Annotated in this window: 15 protein-coding genes and 1 pseudogene; 3 read left to right on the forward strand and 13 right to left on the reverse strand. The window is 42.8% G+C overall.

Features of this window, described 5'->3' with window-relative positions; genetic code table 11:
* From RHS_RS31945 to RHS_RS25155, 8 genes and pseudogenes are all read right to left on the reverse strand, one after another.
* Positions 1–157 (reverse strand): annotated as a pseudogene (locus RHS_RS31945) (histidinol-phosphate transaminase); the annotation flags it as partial.
* A complete protein-coding gene (locus RHS_RS25125; protein WP_047834726.1) occupies positions 154–1350 on the reverse strand; it encodes a pyridoxal phosphate-dependent aminotransferase in 1197 nt (398 codons plus the stop codon). The pseudogene RHS_RS31945 and the gene RHS_RS25125, both read right to left, overlap by 4 nt.
* 1 nt (position 1351) lies before the next feature.
* Positions 1352–2251, reverse strand: coding sequence for a DUF2156 domain-containing protein (locus RHS_RS25130; RefSeq protein ID WP_047834727.1), 900 nt, complete (start codon positions 2249–2251; stop codon positions 1352–1354).
* A gap of 14 nt (positions 2252–2265) precedes the next feature.
* The gene (locus tag RHS_RS25135) at positions 2266–3990 is read right to left on the reverse strand and encodes an ABC transporter ATP-binding protein (RefSeq protein WP_044294617.1); all 1725 of its coding nucleotides are present in this window, start codon (positions 3988–3990) and stop codon (positions 2266–2268) included.
* Positions 3991–5337 carry a phosphoglucosamine mutase gene (gene glmM / locus RHS_RS25140; RefSeq protein ID WP_027296385.1) on the reverse strand — a complete coding sequence of 449 codons (1347 nt, stop codon included), beginning with the start codon at positions 5335–5337 and terminating at the stop codon, positions 3991–3993.
* Positions 5338–5385: 48 nt separating this feature from the next.
* A complete protein-coding gene (prfA, locus tag RHS_RS25145) occupies positions 5386–6459 on the reverse strand; it encodes a peptide chain release factor 1 (RefSeq protein ID WP_027296384.1) in 1074 nt (357 codons plus the stop codon).
* An 11-nt stretch (positions 6460–6470) separates the two neighbouring features.
* Positions 6471–7301 (reverse strand): peptide chain release factor N(5)-glutamine methyltransferase, encoded by an 831-nt coding sequence (gene prmC / locus RHS_RS25150; protein ID WP_047834728.1) that lies wholly within the window; start codon positions 7299–7301, stop codon positions 6471–6473.
* Positions 7298–8512 carry a DUF1385 domain-containing protein gene (locus RHS_RS25155; protein WP_395023527.1) on the reverse strand — a complete coding sequence of 405 codons (1215 nt, stop codon included), beginning with the start codon at positions 8510–8512 and terminating at the stop codon, positions 7298–7300. Before RHS_RS25155 ends, prmC begins: the two co-directional genes overlap by 4 nt.
* Between RHS_RS25155 and RHS_RS31950 the strand changes: the two genes are divergently transcribed.
* Positions 8462–8608 (forward strand): DUF6783 domain-containing protein, encoded by a 147-nt coding sequence (locus RHS_RS31950; protein WP_395023528.1) that lies wholly within the window; start codon positions 8462–8464, stop codon positions 8606–8608. The genes RHS_RS25155 and RHS_RS31950 overlap by 51 nt on opposite strands.
* Positions 8609–8653: 45 nt before the next feature.
* Here the strand turns inward: RHS_RS31950 and rpmE are convergent, their stop codons facing one another.
* The 3 genes from rpmE to RHS_RS25170 form a co-directional block, all read right to left on the reverse strand.
* Positions 8654–8863 carry a 50S ribosomal protein L31 gene (gene rpmE / locus RHS_RS25160; protein WP_027296382.1) on the reverse strand — a complete coding sequence of 70 codons (210 nt, stop codon included), beginning with the start codon at positions 8861–8863 and terminating at the stop codon, positions 8654–8656.
* 250 nt (positions 8864–9113) lie between these two features.
* Positions 9114–10793: a transcription termination factor Rho gene (rho, locus tag RHS_RS25165; RefSeq protein WP_047834730.1), complete on the reverse strand. Its 1680-nt coding sequence runs from the start codon at positions 10791–10793 to the stop codon at positions 9114–9116.
* Between the two features lie 213 nt (positions 10794–11006).
* On the reverse strand, positions 11007–11381 hold the full coding sequence (locus RHS_RS25170) for a TIGR04086 family membrane protein (RefSeq protein ID WP_027296380.1): 375 nt from the start codon (positions 11379–11381) through the stop codon (positions 11007–11009).
* 31 nt (positions 11382–11412) lie between these two features.
* Between RHS_RS25170 and RHS_RS31955 the strand changes: the two genes are divergently transcribed.
* A complete protein-coding gene (locus RHS_RS31955) occupies positions 11413–11517 on the forward strand; it encodes a DUF6783 domain-containing protein (protein WP_395023530.1) in 105 nt (34 codons plus the stop codon).
* A gap of 148 nt (positions 11518–11665) precedes the next feature.
* Here RHS_RS31955 and RHS_RS25175 read toward each other — a convergent pair whose 3' ends face one another.
* Positions 11666–13648, reverse strand: a complete 1983-nt coding sequence (locus tag RHS_RS25175) for an LPXTG cell wall anchor domain-containing protein (RefSeq protein WP_047834731.1) — start codon at positions 13646–13648, stop codon at positions 11666–11668.
* A gap of 206 nt (positions 13649–13854) precedes the next feature.
* Here RHS_RS25175 and RHS_RS25180 point away from each other — a divergent pair, with 206 nt between their 5' ends.
* Entirely contained in the window at positions 13855–15174 is a 1320-nt protein-coding gene (locus RHS_RS25180; RefSeq protein ID WP_044294625.1) for an HlyC/CorC family transporter, read from the forward strand.
* 99 nt (positions 15175–15273) lie between these two features.
* Here the strand turns inward: RHS_RS25180 and RHS_RS25185 are convergent.
* Positions 15274–18475 (reverse strand): Ig-like domain-containing protein (locus tag RHS_RS25185; RefSeq protein ID WP_047834732.1); only part of this gene is annotated, 3202 nt, incomplete at its 5' end.

An 18475-nucleotide genomic window follows, 5' to 3' on the forward strand; every position in this document is an offset into this window, starting at 1 on the left:
GTTCCTCCGGGTTTAATTCCGCCATCATCCTGGCTGCTTCCGGTGCAGGCGGATAAGGATTTTCATTGGTATTCAGTTTAATCATATCCGGCTGGTTTGGCTGTTCCCCCGGCGTATAAGGTATTACTTTTCTGATGTTCATCTCCCAAGCTTTCATACGTTCCTCCCGAAAAATTCCTGTGCAAGTTTTTCAAAATAAGGCAAAGCATTGACTATGGTATCCAATGATACGCAGTATGCGATCCGCACATATCCCGGACACGCAAAACTGCTTCCCGGCACAATCAGTATGTGGTATTTCTTAGCGGCTTCTACAAAAACCTTTTCATCTTCTACCGGTGATTTTACAAACAGATAAAAAGCACCTTCCGGCTTAATGCAGGAAAAGCCGAATTTTTTCAAGCCATCATAAAGTGTCCGGCGGTTTTTGTCATAAAACTGCACATCAACTTTTGCATCAATACATTTTCCGATTACCCGCTGAAACAGCGAAGGTGCATTGACATATCCCAAAATACGGTTTGCCACATTAGCTGCAGCGATTACCTGTTCACTGTCTGAGACCTGATCCGGAATAACCAGATATCCAATACGTTCACCCGGAAGAGACAGGGATTTACTGAAAGAATAGCCCACAATGGTATTCTCGTAATATTTGGTGACAAACGGTACGGCAACACCGTCGTATGCCAGTTCCCTGTATGGTTCGTCTGTCACCAGATAGATTACAGTCTGCAGTTCTTCCTGCTTTCTTCTTAGTATATCTGCAAGCTTAATCAGGGTATCTTCAGAATATACCACTCCGGTTGGATTATTCGGGGAATTGACAATCACTGCTTTCGTTCTTCCCGTAATCATCTCTTCAAACTTCTCCAGATTCGGCTGAAATGTATCGGTATCCGGTTCTACCGCTTTTAATATTCCATCATAATTGGAAACGTATGCACGGTACTCTCCAAAATATGGTGCAAAGGTAAGTACTTCATCTCCCGGATTCAGAATTGTCCGGAAGATGACATTCATGCCGCCGGCAGCGCCTACGGTCATGATGATATTTTCTTCATGAAAGGCGGTATCGAAACGGCGGTTTAAGGAATTTGCCACCGCTGTCCTGACGTCTTCAAAGCCTGCATTGCTCATATACCCGTGAACCATAACAGGATCTTCTCCTGTTATGATCTCTTCGATTGCCTGCCTGACTTCCACGGGTGCGGCAACATTGGGGTTCCCAAGGCTGAAATCGTATACATTTTCTGCTCCATAAACTGCTGCCATCTTTCCGCCTTCTTCAAACATTGCGCGGATAACGGAACTGTTTTCTACATAAGACTTCATCTTTTCTGCTATCATGTTATGCCTTCTTTCTTCTCACCAATCCCTTTTCAACCAGAAATACGGGATGATAGGATAACTTCGCCCGACGCAGCCCTTCTTCGCCAACATCGTCTTCCCTGTTTACATATTTAAAATCCATAGCCTCATGCTGTACAAACTGCTGGTTGATCATGGGATAAGCACCTTCAATATCCGCATAAGCTTTTTCGATATGAACCACAATGGTATCGTCGCAGATTGGCTCACCAAGGCAAAATGCCACTACTTCTCCATGTACCCTCAGCAGTCCGCCTCTCAATTCCAGCTCTTCGAATAGCCGCAGGGAATTCAGCGTTACACAGATTTCCGCATGTTTCTCCGGATCGGCTTCACAGCCGTTTAAATTTCTCCACTTAATTGCCATCTGGAAACAGTCCTCCAGATTATCCTTTGTAATGCTTTCATAAACCCAGTCCGGATAGAGACGCTTGAATTTATTTACATGGTTTTTCTTTCCATGATATTTCTTGCCGGAGAGATTCGCCAGCTTCTCGGATTCATATACATAATCCGCTTCGTCCCGGTTGTATTCTATTTCAAATTCGCCCGGGTATAGCGATTCTAAAACTTCAAATTGTTCCGGGGTTACCAGATGCATATGGAAATTTCTTCCCAAATCCGCACTGTGCGCCATAATGCTGTCTATCGCTTCTTTTACATTTTCCGGTTCTCCTACCGGAAAACAGTATGTGGGGTCGTGTTCCATGCTCTTAAAGACCAGTGTATCACAGACGATGGCATATTCCACCGGATAATGCCTGGACCATAAGTAAACATTCGCAAAAGTAAGTTCACAGCTTCTTGTCTTTTTCCTTCTGAGATATTTGTTGATCTCATCTCTGTTTTCTAACGTCGGCTGTTTAAATTCTATTTCCATAAAATCCTCTTTTCTTATTTGTTATAGAGCTTGGCATATACACCATTTTTTGCCAGAAGCTCCCTGTGAGTACCTTCTTCCTCGATTCCTTTTTCTGTCAGAACCAGGATTTTCTCTGCATTTTGAATCGTTGAAAGCCTGTGGGCAATCACAAAAGTCGTTCTGTCTTTTGCAAGTTCTTCCAATGAGTCCTGAACGATCTTTTCGCTTTCATTGTCAAGCGCTGAAGTAGCCTCATCAAAGATTAGTATGGGCGGGTTCTTCAAAAATACTCGTGCTATTGATAATCTTTGTTTTTGTCCTCCGGAAAGTTTGACACCACGCTGACCGATGTCTGTTTCGTAACCATCCTGCAAAGACATGATAAATTCATGGGCATTTGCTCTGATTGCTGCCTTTATTACTTCTTCATCTGTTGCAGACGGTTTGCCGTAACGGATATTTTCCATTACATTTTCTGCAAATAAATAAACATCCTGCTGCACAATTCCGATATGATTTCTCAGATCCTGAAGCTTAATATTGCGGATATCAGTTCCGTCTAACAAAATTCTTCCTTCCGCAACATCATAAAATCTCGGTATCAGGCTGCATAGGGTGGTCTTTCCTCCTCCGGAACTTCCCACCAGGGCAATATAAGATCCCGCCGGAATATCCAGGTTAATGTCATGCAGTACCTTATCCTGGTTCTCTTCGTACTGAAAAGAAACTTCTTCAAATCGGATATTTCCCTTTACATTCTTTAATTCCACAGCATTCGGTGCATCTGCAATATCCGGATCTACGTCCAGAATTTCCAGGAAACGTTCATATCCTGTATAACCGTTCTGGAACTGTTCCGTAAAATTCACCAGTTTCTTCACCGGTTCGGTGAAATTATTGATATAGAGCAAAAATGTGATTAAGTCCGTTACCGCTATTTTCTGTCCGGTTATCAAAATGGCTCCGGCAACCAGCACCACAATTGTTACCATGGTAGTCAACGCACCAAGACCGGAATGATATCCGCCCATATAACGGTAGCTGGTTTTTTTACTCTCTACAAAACGGCTGTTGCCTTTTTTGAATTTGCCCATTTCCACATCTTCATTGGCAAAAGATTTAACCACCCGGATACCATTCAGACTGTCTTCAATCTGGCTGTTAATATCTGCAATTTTCGCTCTGTTTTCTTTAAATGCCCGCTTCATTTTGAAGTTAAAGTAAAAGGCGTAGGCTGCCATTACGGGAACAAACGCAAAGGTGATTACCGTCAGTGTCACATTAATATTCACCAGAATAATAATGGAACCTATAATCTTAATTGCAGAGATTACAAGATCCTCCGGTCCATGATGGAGCAGCTCACTGATATCAAATAAATCGCTGGTTACGCGCGACAAAAGCTGACCTACCTTCTGATTGTCATAGAAGGTAAAGGACAGCTTCTGGTAATGAGCAAATATCTCGTTTCGCATATCATGTTCCATACTGGCTCCCATTACATGTCCATAGTATGCGATATAATAATTACAGAAAAATTCTAGGGCAACCATCCCTAACATCAGGATTCCCAGCTTCAGTATCATATGAAGCGGCTCATTTCCCGGAAGATATACCACTACATTCGTAATGTATCGTACAATCAGAGGGATCGCCAGCGTAACGCCGGCGCCCAGGATTGCAAACAACATATCGGACCAGAACAGTCCTTTATATGGTTTATAATACTTCAATAACTTTTTTAATTTGTGATCCATTTATCCTACTATTAAGCCCTGCTGATTCATCACGTCGATCACCTGATTTACATATTTCTCACATAAATCATCATCTGCCGCTTCTACCATAACACGGATTACCGGTTCTGTTCCGCTTTCACGCACCAGAATTCTTCCGTCATCACCAAGTGCTTCTGATACCGCATCTACTGCCGCAATAACCGCAGGATTCTCCCTCGCTTCCTTCTTATCTGCTACTCTGACGTTCTTAAGGAGCTGTGGGTAAATCCGGACTTCTCCCGCAAGAGTTCCCAGGCTTACCTTTTTCTCTGTTACCACTTCCATGATCATAAGCGCTGTCAGAATGCCGTCACCAGTTGTCGCATGTTTACTGAAAATAATATGTCCGGACTGTTCTCCGCCCAGGCAATGGCCATTATTAACCATATTTTCATAAACATATTTATCTCCTACTGCTGTTTTTTCATACCGGATGCCAATCTTGTCACATGCCTTGTAAAGTCCTAAGTTTGACATAATGGTCGTAACAATAGTGTCATTATTCAATTTGCCTTCTTCTTTTAAATATTTTCCACAGACATAGAGGATTAAATCTCCGTCTATAACATTTCCCTTTTCATCAATTGCAATACAGCGGTCTGCATCACCATCAAAGGCAAAACCGATATCCAGTTTATTGTCTTTTACATAGTCCTGCAAAATATTGATATGGGTAGATCCGCAGTTTGTGTTAATGTTAGTTCCATCCGGTTCATTATTGATGACATAGGTTTTGGCGCCCAGTGCATCAAATACGCTCTTTGCAATTGCGGAGGAACTACCGTTAGAACAATCCAGCCCAACCTTGAAGTTCTTAAAGGAGCGGGTAGCCAGTGATATCAGATATCCGATATAACGGTTTCTGCCAGCTACAAAGTCTACGGTACGCCCGATATTTTCTTTTACAGCCAACGGCAGCTCTTCTAACTTGCCATCGATATATTCTTCGATCTGATTTTCGACCTCTGCTTCCATCTTCTGGCCCAGACCATTGATGATCTTGATACCATTGTCATAAAATGGATTATGGCTTGCTGAAATCATAATGCCGCAGTCAAATCCTTCTGTACGGACTACATAAGAAACGCTGGGTGTGGTGGTCACATGGAGTAAGTATGCATCTGCACCGGAAGCAGTCAGACCTGCCACCAGGGAATACTCGAACATGTAACTGCTTCTTCTCGTATCCTTGCCGATTACAATCTTTGCTTTGTGGTCTCTTCCGTAGTACCATCCCAGAAAACGGCCTACTTTAAATGCATGCTCTACTGTTAAATCAATGTTTGCTTCTCCTCTGAATCCATCTGTTCCAAAATATTTTCCCATACTTTAATCCTCCTCATTATCAGGGTTAACTTCGTTAATTCACACTGCTTACTGATCCTGCAGATTGGCAAGCTTCGCTGCCTGGTCTGCTGCTATCAGACTGTCTATTACCTCAGAGATATCTCCATTCATGACTCCATCCAGTCTGTGTAACGTCAATTTGATACGGTGGTCTGTAACACGCCCCTGAGGGAAGTTATAGGTTCTGATCTTCTCAGAACGGTCACCGGTACCAACCTGGCTTCTTCTGGCTTCTGCTTCCGCATCATGCTGTTTTTCCAATTCCATTTCGTAAAGTCTGGAACGTAGTACTTTCAATGCTTTATCTTTATTTTTAAGCTGTGATTTCTCATCCTGGCATGAAATTACAATACCGGTAGGTATATGGGTCAGGCGCACTGCAGAGTCAGTTGTATTGACACACTGTCCTCCGTTACCCGACGCACGGAAAACATCAAATTTACAATCATTCATATCCAGATGGAAATCAATTTCTTCCGCTTCGGGCATAATTGCTACTGTAATTGTAGAGGTATGGATACGACCGCCGGATTCTGTTTCCGGAACACGCTGTACGCGGTGAACACCGCTTTCGTATTTTAATTTAGAATAAGCGCCCTGTCCATTGATCATAAATGTTACTTCTTTAAAACCGCCGATTCCATTTTCGTTAAAGCTCATCATATCTGTTTTCCAACGCTGGGACTCCGCAAATTTCACATACATACGATAGATCTCAGCTGCAAACAGGGCTGCTTCATCACCGCCTGCACCTGCACGAATTTCAACAATAACGTTCTTGTCATCATTAGGGTCTTTGGGCAGTAATAAAATCTTTAATTTATGCTCTAATTCTTCTATACGCGCTTTAGCGTCATTTAATTCCTCTTTTAACATTTCCCGCATTTCTTCGTCAGACTCTTCATCTAACATGGTGAGACTGTCCTCTACAGTCTGCTTACTGTCTTTGTACTCCTTATAAGCATCTACGATCGGCTGTAAATCACTTTGCTCTTTCATTAACTTTTGAAAACGAGCCTGGTCATTTACCACAGAAGGCTCATTTAATTCGCCCATAATCTCTTCAAAGCGGATTAATAAATCCTCCAATTTATCAAACATGTTGTTTCCTCCTAATTCATTCTTCCTAAAACTACCCGGTCAAGTCCGGCAAGATCCTTTACAACTCTGACATCTGTATAATCTGCGCTTCGCATCATGGATGTCACCATCGCCGCCTGATCATAACCGATCTCAAAGAGCAGCCAACCGCCCGGATTTAAAAATGATCTGCTTTTTGTTACAATTTTCCGATAAAAATACAGACCGTCCTCTTTTCCATCCAGCGCTGCCATGGGTTCAAACAGACGTACTTCTGCCATCAGTTTCGTGATTTCAGAAGTTGCAATATAAGGCGGGTTGGAAACGATAACATCGAATTTTCCTTCCACCTGACTGAACAGATCGCTTTTTCTGAAATCGATGCAGACTCCATGCCGCCTGGCATTTTCCCCTGCTACTTCCAAAGCTTCCTGGGAAATATCAACCGCCATGCCTTTTTCTGCGCCCGACATCTTCATCAGACTGATAATAATACAGCCGGAGCCGGTACAGACATCCAGTACCTTCATCCCCGGCCTCAAAACTTTTAACGCTTCCTCTACCAGAATCTCAGTATCCTGTCTGGGAATCAGTACTTTATTATTTACCAAAAAAGACAATCCCATGAATTCCTGTTCCCCGGTAAGGTGCTGCAGCGGCACACGCTTACCCCGGGCTACCAGCATTGTCTGATAGCGGGCGTACTGTACCGGCAGTATTTCCTCATCGCGGTTAAGCAGAAAATAGGTCTTGTCAATATTGCAGACGTTCTCCAATATATACCAGGCATCAAGAGCCGGATTGTCAACGCCCCGTTCCCTCAGATACGCTTCCCCTTTTTTAACTACTTCCTGCAGTGTCATGATATTGCTTCCTTGGTATAGGCTCCTGTCATTGTCTGACCAGGTTGATTTTCTTCTTTATCTTCTATATCTTCTTTTTCTTCTTCAAAAGACATTCCAAAATTCTCTGCCAGATATGCCTTCCAGTCAAATACTGCTTCTACTGAAGCAATCGCAACTTCTGCCATCTTGGCATCCGGTTCTCTTGTGGTCAGATTCTGCAGCAGCATTCCCGGTTTACTGAGCATGGTTACGAAACCATTATCGCTTCTCCCCGCCAGTCTGATGAATTCATAAGAAACACCGGCAATTACCGGTACCAGAAGAATCCGGACTACTACTCTCAGAATCGGAGAATCTACTCTTATAAATATGAAGAAGATCACACTTATGACCATAACGATCAGCAGAAAACTGGTGCCACAGCGTTTGTGCTGCTTGGAACTTTTCAAAACATTCTCTACGTTTAATTCCAGCCCGTGTTCGATACAATTGATGCATTTATGCTCTGCACCATGGTACATGAATACACGCTGGATATCTTTCATTCTGGAAATCAGAAGAATATATCCCAAAAATAGTAAAATACGGACAACGCCCTCTGCAATCGCAATCAGCGTCATGGAATCCGTAAACTTATGAAAAAACAGGGAGATAAAATAAGGAAGAACCATAAACAGCCCAACTGCCAATATAATCGACAGCGTAACCGTAATTCCCATAAGCAGAGAATCTCCCTTTCCCTTTGTCGCCTTCTCAAGAGCCTTATCAAACTTCGTAGGCTCCGCTTCCTCATCTTCTTCAAAAAAGCTGGCCGAATATGTCAATGTCTTCATACCAAGCACCATAGAATCTACAAAATTAAAAACTCCACGGACGATCGGCAGAGACAATATTTTCTTGTTTTTGATAATACTCTTATAGTCTTCTACTTTAACTACAATTTCGTCATTTGGCTTTCTGACAGCAACTGCATACCGGTCGGCGTTTTTCATCATAACGCCTTCCATAACCGCCTGTCCGCCGATATTTGATGATTTCATATTAACCCCCTTGGATATCGCAAGCTTACTTGTGATAACTCTAGAGCGTGTCGGAAAATTGCTTTCTGACAGCTGCGCTTCACAGTTTGCGGGAGATTTATCCCGAATAAAGGGTGCGCAGCTGGCTACGTAACCTGAATTCGGGGCAAATATGCCGCAAAGTGGGGCGTGCAGATGGTTGGAACGAATTTTAAGACACGCTCTGGCACCTTATGCCGCATTTTTCACGGCCCCTGTCGGGTAAATGCAAAATTTTATTTATCTTTCACAGTTCCCAACATTTAAAAATAGGTTGAGATTTCACAACCTCAACCTTATCTTTATTCATACCTATTTGTCTGCATCAATACCATATTTCTTGTTAAACTTATCAATACGTCCACGAGCTGCTGCTGATTTCTGCTGTCCTGTGTAGAACGAATGACATTTAGAACAGATTTCCACGTGGATATCTTTCTTTGTTGATCCTGTTACAAATGTGTTTCCACAGTTGCATGTTACTGTTGCCTGATGGTAATCTGGATGTATTCCGTTTTTCATGATGGTTTCACCTCTTCTTCTTATTTTGTGAACTGCTTATCTATGCACATTTACCTCCCTACGCCGCCTATCGGTCGTGGTCTGCACAAATCAATTCCCGGTCAATGCTGCTCCTGGTGTTTCCACAGCAAGGTAACCCGGGCTAGCCCTGTAAGTCCCTACAGTTTTAAAACAACGTTTGAATTATATCACACCGCATGTCAAAATGCAAGATATTTTAGCTAATTTCTACCATGATTTCTACCATGATCTAAATGAATTTTTGCTTTTTGACCATCTGTACGAATTCCTGATTATTTCGCGTACGTACGAACATATTCAGTATATTTTCTACCGCATCATCGGATTTCATACTATTAAGTGCTTTACGCATGATATAAACTGCTTCCTGTTCTTCCGGATCCAAAAGAAGATCTTCTCTTCTGGTTCCCGATTTTGGAATATCAATTGCCGGGAATACACGTCTTTCGGACAATTTACGGTCCAGAACAAGTTCCATATTACCGGTTCCTTTAAATTCCTCATATACTACATCATCCATCTTGCTTCCGGTATCTACAAGTGCTGTTGCCAATATGGTAAGGCTGCCGCCTTCTCTCATATTTCTTGCTGCTCCGAAGAAACGTTTCGGCATATGGAGCGCTGCGGGATCAAGACCACCGGATAACGTTCTTCCACTTGGCGGAACAGTAAGGTTATAAGCCCTTGCAAGCCTTGTAATACTGTCCAGGAGAATCGTAACTTCTTTGCGGTGTTCTACCAGCCTTTTTGCACGTTCCATTACCATTTCGGAAACCCTTTTATGGTGTTCCGGCAGTTCATCAAAGGTAGAATAAATTACTTCTACATTACTGCCGCAGATTGCTTCCTTAATATCCGTAACTTCCTCAGGACGTTCATCGATCAGAAGAATGATCAGATGCATGTCCGGATTATTTTGTAATATGGATTTTGCTACGTCTTTCAATAAAGTAGTCTTACCTGCTTTAGGTGGTGATACGATCATTCCCCTCTGCCCCTTGCCGATAGGCGATATTAAATCTACAATTCGCATTGCAGTTCCTTTGGATGTGCGTTCCATACGCATTCTTTTATTTGGGAAAATAGGGGTCATATCTTCGAAGTTTAATCTTTTTGTTGCTTCTGAGGGATGGAAACCATTGATACTCTTCAGATATAAAAGAGCGCTGAATTTTTCCTGCTGGGTCTTGACTCTTGTATTGCCGGTGATAATATCTCCCGTTTTCAGATTAAATCTGCGGATCTGGGAAGGTGATACATAGACATCATTTTCTCCCGGAAGATAATTGGCACATCGGATAAAGCCATATCCATCGGGCAGTACCTCCAGGATTCCATTTGCCGTTATGCCGCTGTCAAGCTGTGACATATCCGTGCTTTTGCCTTCTGCACCTACGCTGCTGTCTGTTCTCTGCACGCTGTCTGTGCGCTGTACATTATCTGTTCTCTGCATGTTTTCGGATCTCTGATTATTGTCCGTTCTCTGCATGTTTTCTGCTCTTTGAGTGTTGTCCGTTCTCTGCATATTTTCGGATCTCTGATTATTGTCCGTTCTCTGCACGCTTTCTGCTCTCTGAGTGTTGTCCGTTCTCTGCACGCTTTCGGATCTCTGAGTGTTGTCCGTTCTCTGCACGTTTTCTATTGTCTGTACATTCTCTGTTCTCTGGGAACTTTCTGCTCCCTGCACATTCTCTGGCTTCTGAGATGACTCCATTTTTGATTCTTCTATAGTGGCAGACGCACCTTCTGTATTTTGAGCTGCATCGTTCACTGCACCTTTTTTTTCATCTTCTGCAAGCATGAGTTCTATCACCTGGCTTTTTTTCAGGGCTGAAATGTTTTTAAGTCCCCTGGATTTTGCCAATTCCTTCAATACCGCTACTGATAATGATTCATATTTTTCTCTCATTTAAGTACTATTTATAACCTTTGTTACAAATATCTCCTTTCCATATGCGATTTTTTTGATTCACAATTAAAATTCATAATCTGCGTTGATTTGGGGTTCGCGTCTGAAATGACTTTGATTCTTAATTAGACTCTCATATACTATAACACAATTTTTACCAAAAATCAAATTAGAGACGATGTTTTTTAAGCGTCGTCTCTAATTCCATATTTCTTACGATAACATGCCGCCCAGCATACCGCCTCCCATACAGAGCAGCAGCGTGGTAAACAGCTGTGGAAGCTCAGATTGCAGGCTCCCATTTGTAATCAGAGAAATCGCTGTGAGCATTAAGAAATATGCGCTGCCAATGAGAAGCCCCCATAGGAACTTCTGCTTTCCGGCACCTTTTCCCGCGATCCATCCCCCAATGAAGCTGGCAATTATGTAGATACCGATTATGCCAATGGACACTTTGCTCTGATTTAATTCCATTTTAAAAAGCAACAGAGCTAAAATCAGCAGCAGAATACCGGTTGTGAGGTAAGATACTACCAGGGATTTGATAACCAGCATGACTCCGGATTTTTTTGTTGCAGTGTTATCCATAGATTCGCCTCCTCCTAGAGCGTGTTTTTAAATTCATTCCCGCCATCTGCATGCCCCACTATGCGGCATATTTGCCCCGAATTCCGGTTTCTGCAACAAATGTGTCAGCTTCGGGCAGTACAGCCGACTGCAATAACGAAATTGGGCACATTCATACCACAAAACCAGGACATACCGGTTGATGCAATGAATTTTAAATCATGTTCTAGAGTAATATATGTGAAAAGAAGAGGTTTTATGCAGGTTTGATTGTGAATAAACAGGATAAACGCTATCGCAATTTACTATTGCATTCTTCTTTTGCCTCTCAGCACCAGGAAGATTACTCCTGCTGAAAGCAAAAGCCCAAGTAACATTACCGCTATCGGTGTGGCATCTCCTGTATTCGGGGACGCAGCTAGTGTACTACCTGCCGGCTGCGGCTTCAGATTTGTTGTATTACTGCCGCTTGTTCCGTTGTTGTTCCCATTGCTGTTATTTGATGTATTATTCGGTGTGCTGTTCGTATTATTGTTTGTGGATGGTGTGGAGGAAGGTGTACTTCCCCCGGTATAGTTATTGCTGTTATTGACTCCGATACCCGAGAGTAGTGTACCTCCTGCCACATCAAAAGGACTGAATGAGCTTGTTTCAAAACTCATGGTCTCTCCATTTATGACCGGGTGCAGAACTTCTGTTGTTCCATCTGCTTTATAGTGATAGATGGTCAAACCATTTGAGAGGTCTGCATCCGGCACCGGCATGGTCACCGTAACTTTCTCTCCCGGTTCCAGTACATATGCCACGTTGCGGTACATATCCCACAACTTCAGGTCGTAAGGAACAATAATCTGGCCGCTTTCGCCGTTGTCTCTAGAATCGTTGATTTCAGCTGTAAACTGCACATACCAGGGAAGGCTGCCGGATACAGTGACACCGTTATGAGCGTGATTTAATTCACCTGCTGTATTCTGGGCCTGAATCATAAGATTATAAGCTTCTTCTGTGACCTGGCTTTTTTCATATTCGCTCAATGCTTCATATATTTTTGTTACTTCTACTGCACTGCTGATATCCTCTCTGTTTTCTACCTGCAGGGAATATACCATTTCGTTGAAAGTAGCAAAGTTATCAATCGGGTCTTCTGTTGGCGCAGTTGTCTGTGTCTCTGGCTGGCTTTTGCTTTTCTGATTCCCCGCCGTTTTTACCGTTTTTTTCTTGTCTGTGCTGCCTTGCTCTGCAGATTTTGCCGTTTCCCTTATGGTTGTTTCCGGCTTGGAAACGGATGGTTCTGAGGCAAATGGCTCCGTTGACGGCGTTGTTGTTACCGCCTGGGATTCGCTCTGCTCTGTGATATCGGAATCCGCAGATGCTGATTCCATTGCAGCCGTCCCGGTTAAGTCCGTTGATATAATTTCCGTTGCTGCAGTTTCTGTTGAGGCAGGTTTCGTTGCAGCCGGTTCTGTTGTTGTAGGTTCTGTTGACGCAGCCCCGGTTGCTGCTGTTTCTGTTGTTGTAGGTTCTGTTGACGCAGCCCCGGTTGCTGCTGTTTCCGTTGTTGTAGTTTTATCCGATGCTGCTTCTGTCGACGTTGTATCTGATCCTGCTGTATCTGATCCTGCTGTATCTGTGCCCGGTGCTTCTGTTACAGCTGTTTCCGGCACAGCGGCTTCCGAGTCTTTTATGTACTCTGTTTCTATTTTATCTGTACCGGATTCACTGGATGCAGTTTCTTTTTCGCTTTTTTCTACTCCGGCAATAAGGACACCGTCTTTCATCGTCGTTGCTTCTTTGGCCGTATATATTGCCGAATCGGCGCTGATCCTGCTGCCGGAAGCCTGTAATGTTACATTGTCTTTCAGCGCCAAATAGCCGCTGTTTGATATTACATTGCCTTTTTGTCCATCTATTACAAAATTGTTAAGAGTCAGAGATCCGTCTTTAGTCACTGCTATTACCGGTCCTTCCAGACCAGATGCAGCTTTTAAAACACTTCCGGACGGCATAGACCAGGTTGTTTCCCAGGACACGCTTAAGGTTCCTGTCACGATAATTGTTCCGCCGTTTTCACCCATCAGTTCTTTTGCTTTTGTTAGTGTAGAAACCGCACTTTCGCTGCTTTGTCCGGAATTCTCATTTGAACCGTCCTGTCCATTTAAATAAACGGTTTTTCCCTCGGCTGCTTCTACTGTCTGCATCGGCAATATATTTACCGCAGCCAGTACAAATGCCAGAATCATGCTCAAAATACTCATTTTCCGTCTTTTCTTTTGTTGACTTGATTTCATATCTCTGCTTCCTCCTAATATTTTGTCTATATCTATAATTGTATGCTATTAATCAATCCGGCTCATTATAACATATTTGTGTCATATTTATCAAGTATTTATTACAGAATTATTAACAATATTTTTCAATTTCTTTGAATTCTTGCAATTAACCCGGAAATATTGTATATTCACTTTAACTATATTGATTTAAGGAGATGATGTATTTGGATTCGAGTGATGCCATACAATTGGGCGTGCTGATCGCCCTGATAGGATTATCCGCATTTTTTTCTTCCGCGGAGACCTCATTGACAACAGTAAATAAAATCAGAATTAAAACTCTTGCAGACCAGGGAAACAAAAAGGCAGTTACCCTTCTTAAGGTAATTAATGATTCCGGTAAAATGCTCAGCGCTATTTTGATCGGAAATAATATCGTTAATCTGTCCGCTTCCGCTCTTGCGACTACACTTGCACTTAATATCTGGGGCAACGCTGCCGTAGGTATAGCAACCGGAGTTTTAACGCTGTTAATCTTATTATTTGGAGAAATAACTCCTAAGACGCTGGCTACTTTATATGCAGAGCAGCTGTCTATGGGATATGCCGGTATTATCCTGTTTATGATGCGTGTTCTAACGCCGGTAATCTTTCTGATCAACAAGCTGTCTTATGTATGTTTACGCATAATGAGGATAGACCCTTCTGCTAAAATGAACTCTATTACAGAACACGAGTTACGAACGATCGTGGATGTGAGTCATGAGGAAGGTGTAATCGAAAGTGATGAGCGCCAGATGATATACAACGTATTCGATTTTGGAGATTCTCAGGCAAAAGATATCATGGTTCCCCGTGTAGACATGGTTTCCATTGATATTAACAGTACCTATGATGAGATTATTGATGTCTTTGAACAAGAAAAATTTACGAGGCTTCCGGTATATGAAGAAAGTCCGGATAACGTAATCGGCATCATTAATGTGAAGGACCTGCTCTTTTGCAAGCCTTCCGAAGAATTCCATATACGCGATATCATGCGTGAACCTTATTTTACCTACGAATATAAGAAGACTTCTGAACTGATGGTAGAAATGCGCCAGGATTCCATTAATTTTACAATTGTGCTGGATGAATACGGTGCAACAGCCGGACTGATTACCCTGGAAGATCTTCTGGAGGAAATCGTTGGGGAAATCCGGGACGAGTATGATAAAGATGAAGAAGATCTGATCCGCTGCATCAATAATCTGGAATATGTAATTGAAGGATCCATGAAACTGGATGATGTAAACGATGCCTTAGGCCTGGACTTCGATTCCGAAGACTATGACTCCATCGGAGGCTATATCATCGAGCGCCTGGACCACCTTCCCCAGCAGGGCGAATTTGTAGTTGCAGAAAACGGCATACGCCTTGTGGTAGACGCGGTGGACAAAAACAGGATTGATAAAGTCCATCTGTATCTTCCGGAGCAGGAACCCGGCTTTGAGGAACGGGATGGTGATATTCCCGCTGATGAAGACGAAACTGAAAAAGAATAAACCTCTTTGGAGATAACATTTTTGTCTGCCAAACATAATACAAAAGCAGCATCCTGTGGATTACCGCCGATGGCGAATCACACAGGATGCTGCTTTTTCCTATTTCACTTTATACTTTATTGCCTTAGAATATTTACCCCAATAGGTCTGATCCCCATTTTTCACATATGCCCGAACTTTATAAGTATATGTTTTTCCTTTTTTCATGCCTTTTCTGATCAGCATATTTTTAGATTTTGCCGTCACTTTTGTGTATTTGCCCGGTTTTACTCTTTCGTATAAAGCGTATCCGGTGCAGGACTGTTTCACACTGGTGATCTTAGCCGAGGATTTCCCATATTTTTTAATGGATTTAATCTTTGCTTTTAACGGCCGGGTAGCTGTCTTAACGGATAAGGATTCTACACCTAGTCCGCTTTCATTCAGCGGTGCGATCTTTACACTGTATTTTTCACCCGGTGCCAGATTTCGAATCTTCATACTGGTACCTGTCGTCTCGCCTGCAACACTCCATTTCTTTGAACTGTAGCGGTAAACGGAAACGCGGTACTTTTCTGCGCGCGGTGCTTTCTGCCAGGTCACGTTCATGGATGCTGTATATGTCCTGGTGACTTTCACACCATTTACGGCACCCGGAACCTGCACTTTAACATTCGGTTTTGCTGCATTTGCCATTACCAGAAGACTTTCCGCAGATTTCAGTGATTGATACATATCATCTACCTTTTTCTGGTCGTTTATGGAAATATTGCCGTCTACCAGCAGATGCTGCGCCTGTGCAAGCACATTTTTAAATGCTGCCGCACTTTCCGGTGTATATTTGCTCAGGTCTTTTTTCTCTACTTCCTGTACCAATGCTGTCAGATTCTTTTTATCTGCCTTTTTGAGTACTTTTTGTATTTCTGCATTTAATGCCTTAACCGCTTCATTCACTTCCTTCTGGGCAGCTGTATCCTTATCCCTTATTTTCTGGGCATTACTGATTGCTGCCGGAAGTCCGCTTAAGGAATCCGGTGTATAGGCGTCAGACATTTCTATCATCTTATCTGCTGTTTGAAGAGCCTTCACCAGATCTTTTACATCTGCTTTCTCCGTCAAACCGTCGATGGCAGAGTAAATTGCACGTACGGCGTCATTAATCTCTCCTTGGAGTGCATCTGCTTTTAATTCACCAGCATCTTTTAATGCATCCGCCAGATATCGGTAAGATGCTTTCGTATATTTTCCTTCTTCCACGGACTTTGCATCTGCAACGGCTTTATCCAGTTTTGTCCTGTCCGTAGGGATATTAAATTTAACAGTGTAGATTTTCTGTGTATCCGGCATTCCGTTTTCTGCAAGCGTTATTACTTTTGCAATAGGATTTGCCTTTGTTGCCTGTAATATTGTTACTGAAGCATTTTTAGTCCCTTCAGTCCATTCAGCCGAAATCTGAGGAATCGTATCGTTGTCCAGTTTCATGACATAATCGCTGATTTCGGGATCAAAACCTTCAATGGATGCTTCCCCTGCCTTTAAATCTTTTACCTGGTAGTCTGTCTGTAGCAGTACATTTTTTCCAAATGCCTGAATCTCTGTAATACCAAAAGCCTTTGATGTGTCAGACTCCATATTTACACGTACGACACAGGTTTTAACTGGAACAAAATCAATATTTGTCATGTCTTCCGACACAATTTCCGGCGGTGTATCCATCACTTCTCCGTCTGCATTCAGATAAGTAACCTCCGTCCAGTTTGCATCATCATTAAATGGATGATCCGCTATTTCTGCAATATGTCCTCTTGGATTTTTCACCTCTGAAAATCCCGGAATCTCAAAGTCCGTAGGACCTGTGTAGTATTCTATTTTTAAGGTCGTAGGATATTGAATTCCGTTGGAACCCGACTCTTTGAAAAATCCAATTTTCAGGTTGTCGGCAAACCGCTCTACCACATCACCTTCTTTAGCCATGATTACACCAACCCAGTCACCAGGCCTTCCGACACGCTGCCAGTTACACCAGATGTTTTTACCATCTGCGTCCTGCTGTGCAAAACTGATGTTTCCATCATTGAGTTTATATACACGGTCTGTAGAGTCAGCCCCGTCATTGGTAAAGGATGCGACCGCAAACGGCAGTTCATATCCGTTTCTAAGCTGGTAATAATTTTCTGAGGTTTCCACATCCGTGGATGTTACACGAATCTGTGCCGTTACAGGAACTGTGGTACCATCTTTCTCTGCCGTACCCTGTACGGTTACAATGGTATCATCAGCCACATTAAACTGCTCCTGGTTCATTTCTTCCCATATCACGGGAACTTCTGAGACTGCCGTTCCATCGCTGTAATAAACGGTAGTTGTCTCAGGCATGGATGGTATTACATTTACCGGTGTGGCAAGGGCGTACTGCATAGCGGATACCACATCTTTCACTTCAATTACTGCTGTAGGACGCAGGCTCTGCCCTACCACAAATCCCCGGATTCTGATGCTGCCGAATTCTGAATAATCCGCTTCCGGGATACTGTCCCAGGTTACTTCCACGTCTCTTTCAAAACTGCCTTCTACAGAAGCTTTTACGGTACCCGGCAATACAGGTGCAATCCCCGGTTTTGTGGTTACCCTCACTTCTTCGTAAGAATTAATCTGTACTTCTTCTTTATTTTTTTCTATGGTGACTTTCACCGGACTGGCTTTTATTACTGCTCCGTTATAGGTCACTTCTGCCTGAATTGTTACGGTTCCTTCTTTGATCGCATTTAATTTACCTTTGCTGATCTCAGCCTTTGCCCCATCTCTGGAGGATAACTTATACTCCACTGCTGCAAGGCTGCTGTCAAGAACGGTTCCGTCTTCTAATATTGCTTTGGTTGTAATAACTTCGGAGGAATTTTCCAAAATGGTTGTATTCGCCACAGCTATTTCAGCCTGACTCAATTTCAGCGGCATTTTTTCAAAGCTTATAGTATAAACTGCCTCTGTTTCTCCGGATTCACTCTTTACCAAAACTTTCGTCTGATCATCAATAGTCTGTGCCGGTATAACAAAGACACTTCCATGATCTGCGGCTGCTGCCGTAACCGTTGGGATTTCATATGGGTATGCCGATGTAACCATGTAATTAAACTGATCTGCCGCAAACCCTTCTATTGATTCACCATTTACTTTTAAGTCTTCCAATGCCGCCGTTTCACCAACTGCAGCAACTCCGGTGTATACTTTTAACTCAGAAATTCCTACCGGTTTAGAACCACCTTCTTTTGGCTGGCCTTCCATCAGGATACGGATAAACTTCGCATTTACCGGATCGAAATTA

The organism is Robinsoniella sp. RHS, assembly GCF_001029355.1.
Taxonomy (GTDB): domain Bacteria; phylum Bacillota; class Clostridia; order Lachnospirales; family Lachnospiraceae; genus Robinsoniella; species Robinsoniella peoriensis.

Excerpts from the sequence above, each read along its gene's own strand:
- RHS_RS25135 (WP_044294617.1), bottom strand. The coding sequence starts at position 3,990 with ATGGATCACAAATTAAAAAAGTTATTGAAGTATTATAAACCATATAAA.
- prmC (WP_047834728.1), bottom strand. The coding sequence starts at position 7,301 with ATGACACTGCAGGAAGTAGTTAAAAAAGGGGAAGCGTATCTGAGGGAA.
- RHS_RS25175 (WP_047834731.1), bottom strand. The coding sequence starts at position 13,648 with ATGAAATCAAGTCAACAAAAGAAAAGACGGAAAATGAGTATTTTGAGC.
- rho (WP_047834730.1), bottom strand. The coding sequence starts at position 10,793 with ATGAGAGAAAAATATGAATCATTATCAGTAGCGGTATTGAAGGAATTG.
- RHS_RS25125 (WP_047834726.1), bottom strand. The coding sequence starts at position 1,350 with ATGATAGCAGAAAAGATGAAGTCTTATGTAGAAAACAGTTCCGTTATC.
- RHS_RS25130 (WP_047834727.1), bottom strand. The coding sequence starts at position 2,251 with ATGGAAATAGAATTTAAACAGCCGACGTTAGAAAACAGAGATGAGATC.
- RHS_RS25170 (WP_027296380.1), bottom strand. The coding sequence starts at position 11,381 with ATGGATAACACTGCAACAAAAAAATCCGGAGTCATGCTGGTTATCAAA.
- rpmE (WP_027296382.1), bottom strand. The coding sequence starts at position 8,863 with ATGAAAAACGGAATACATCCAGATTACCATCAGGCAACAGTAACATGC.
- prfA (WP_027296384.1), bottom strand. The coding sequence starts at position 6,459 with ATGTTTGATAAATTGGAGGATTTATTAATCCGCTTTGAAGAGATTATG.
- glmM (WP_027296385.1), bottom strand. The coding sequence starts at position 5,337 with ATGGGAAAATATTTTGGAACAGATGGATTCAGAGGAGAAGCAAACATT.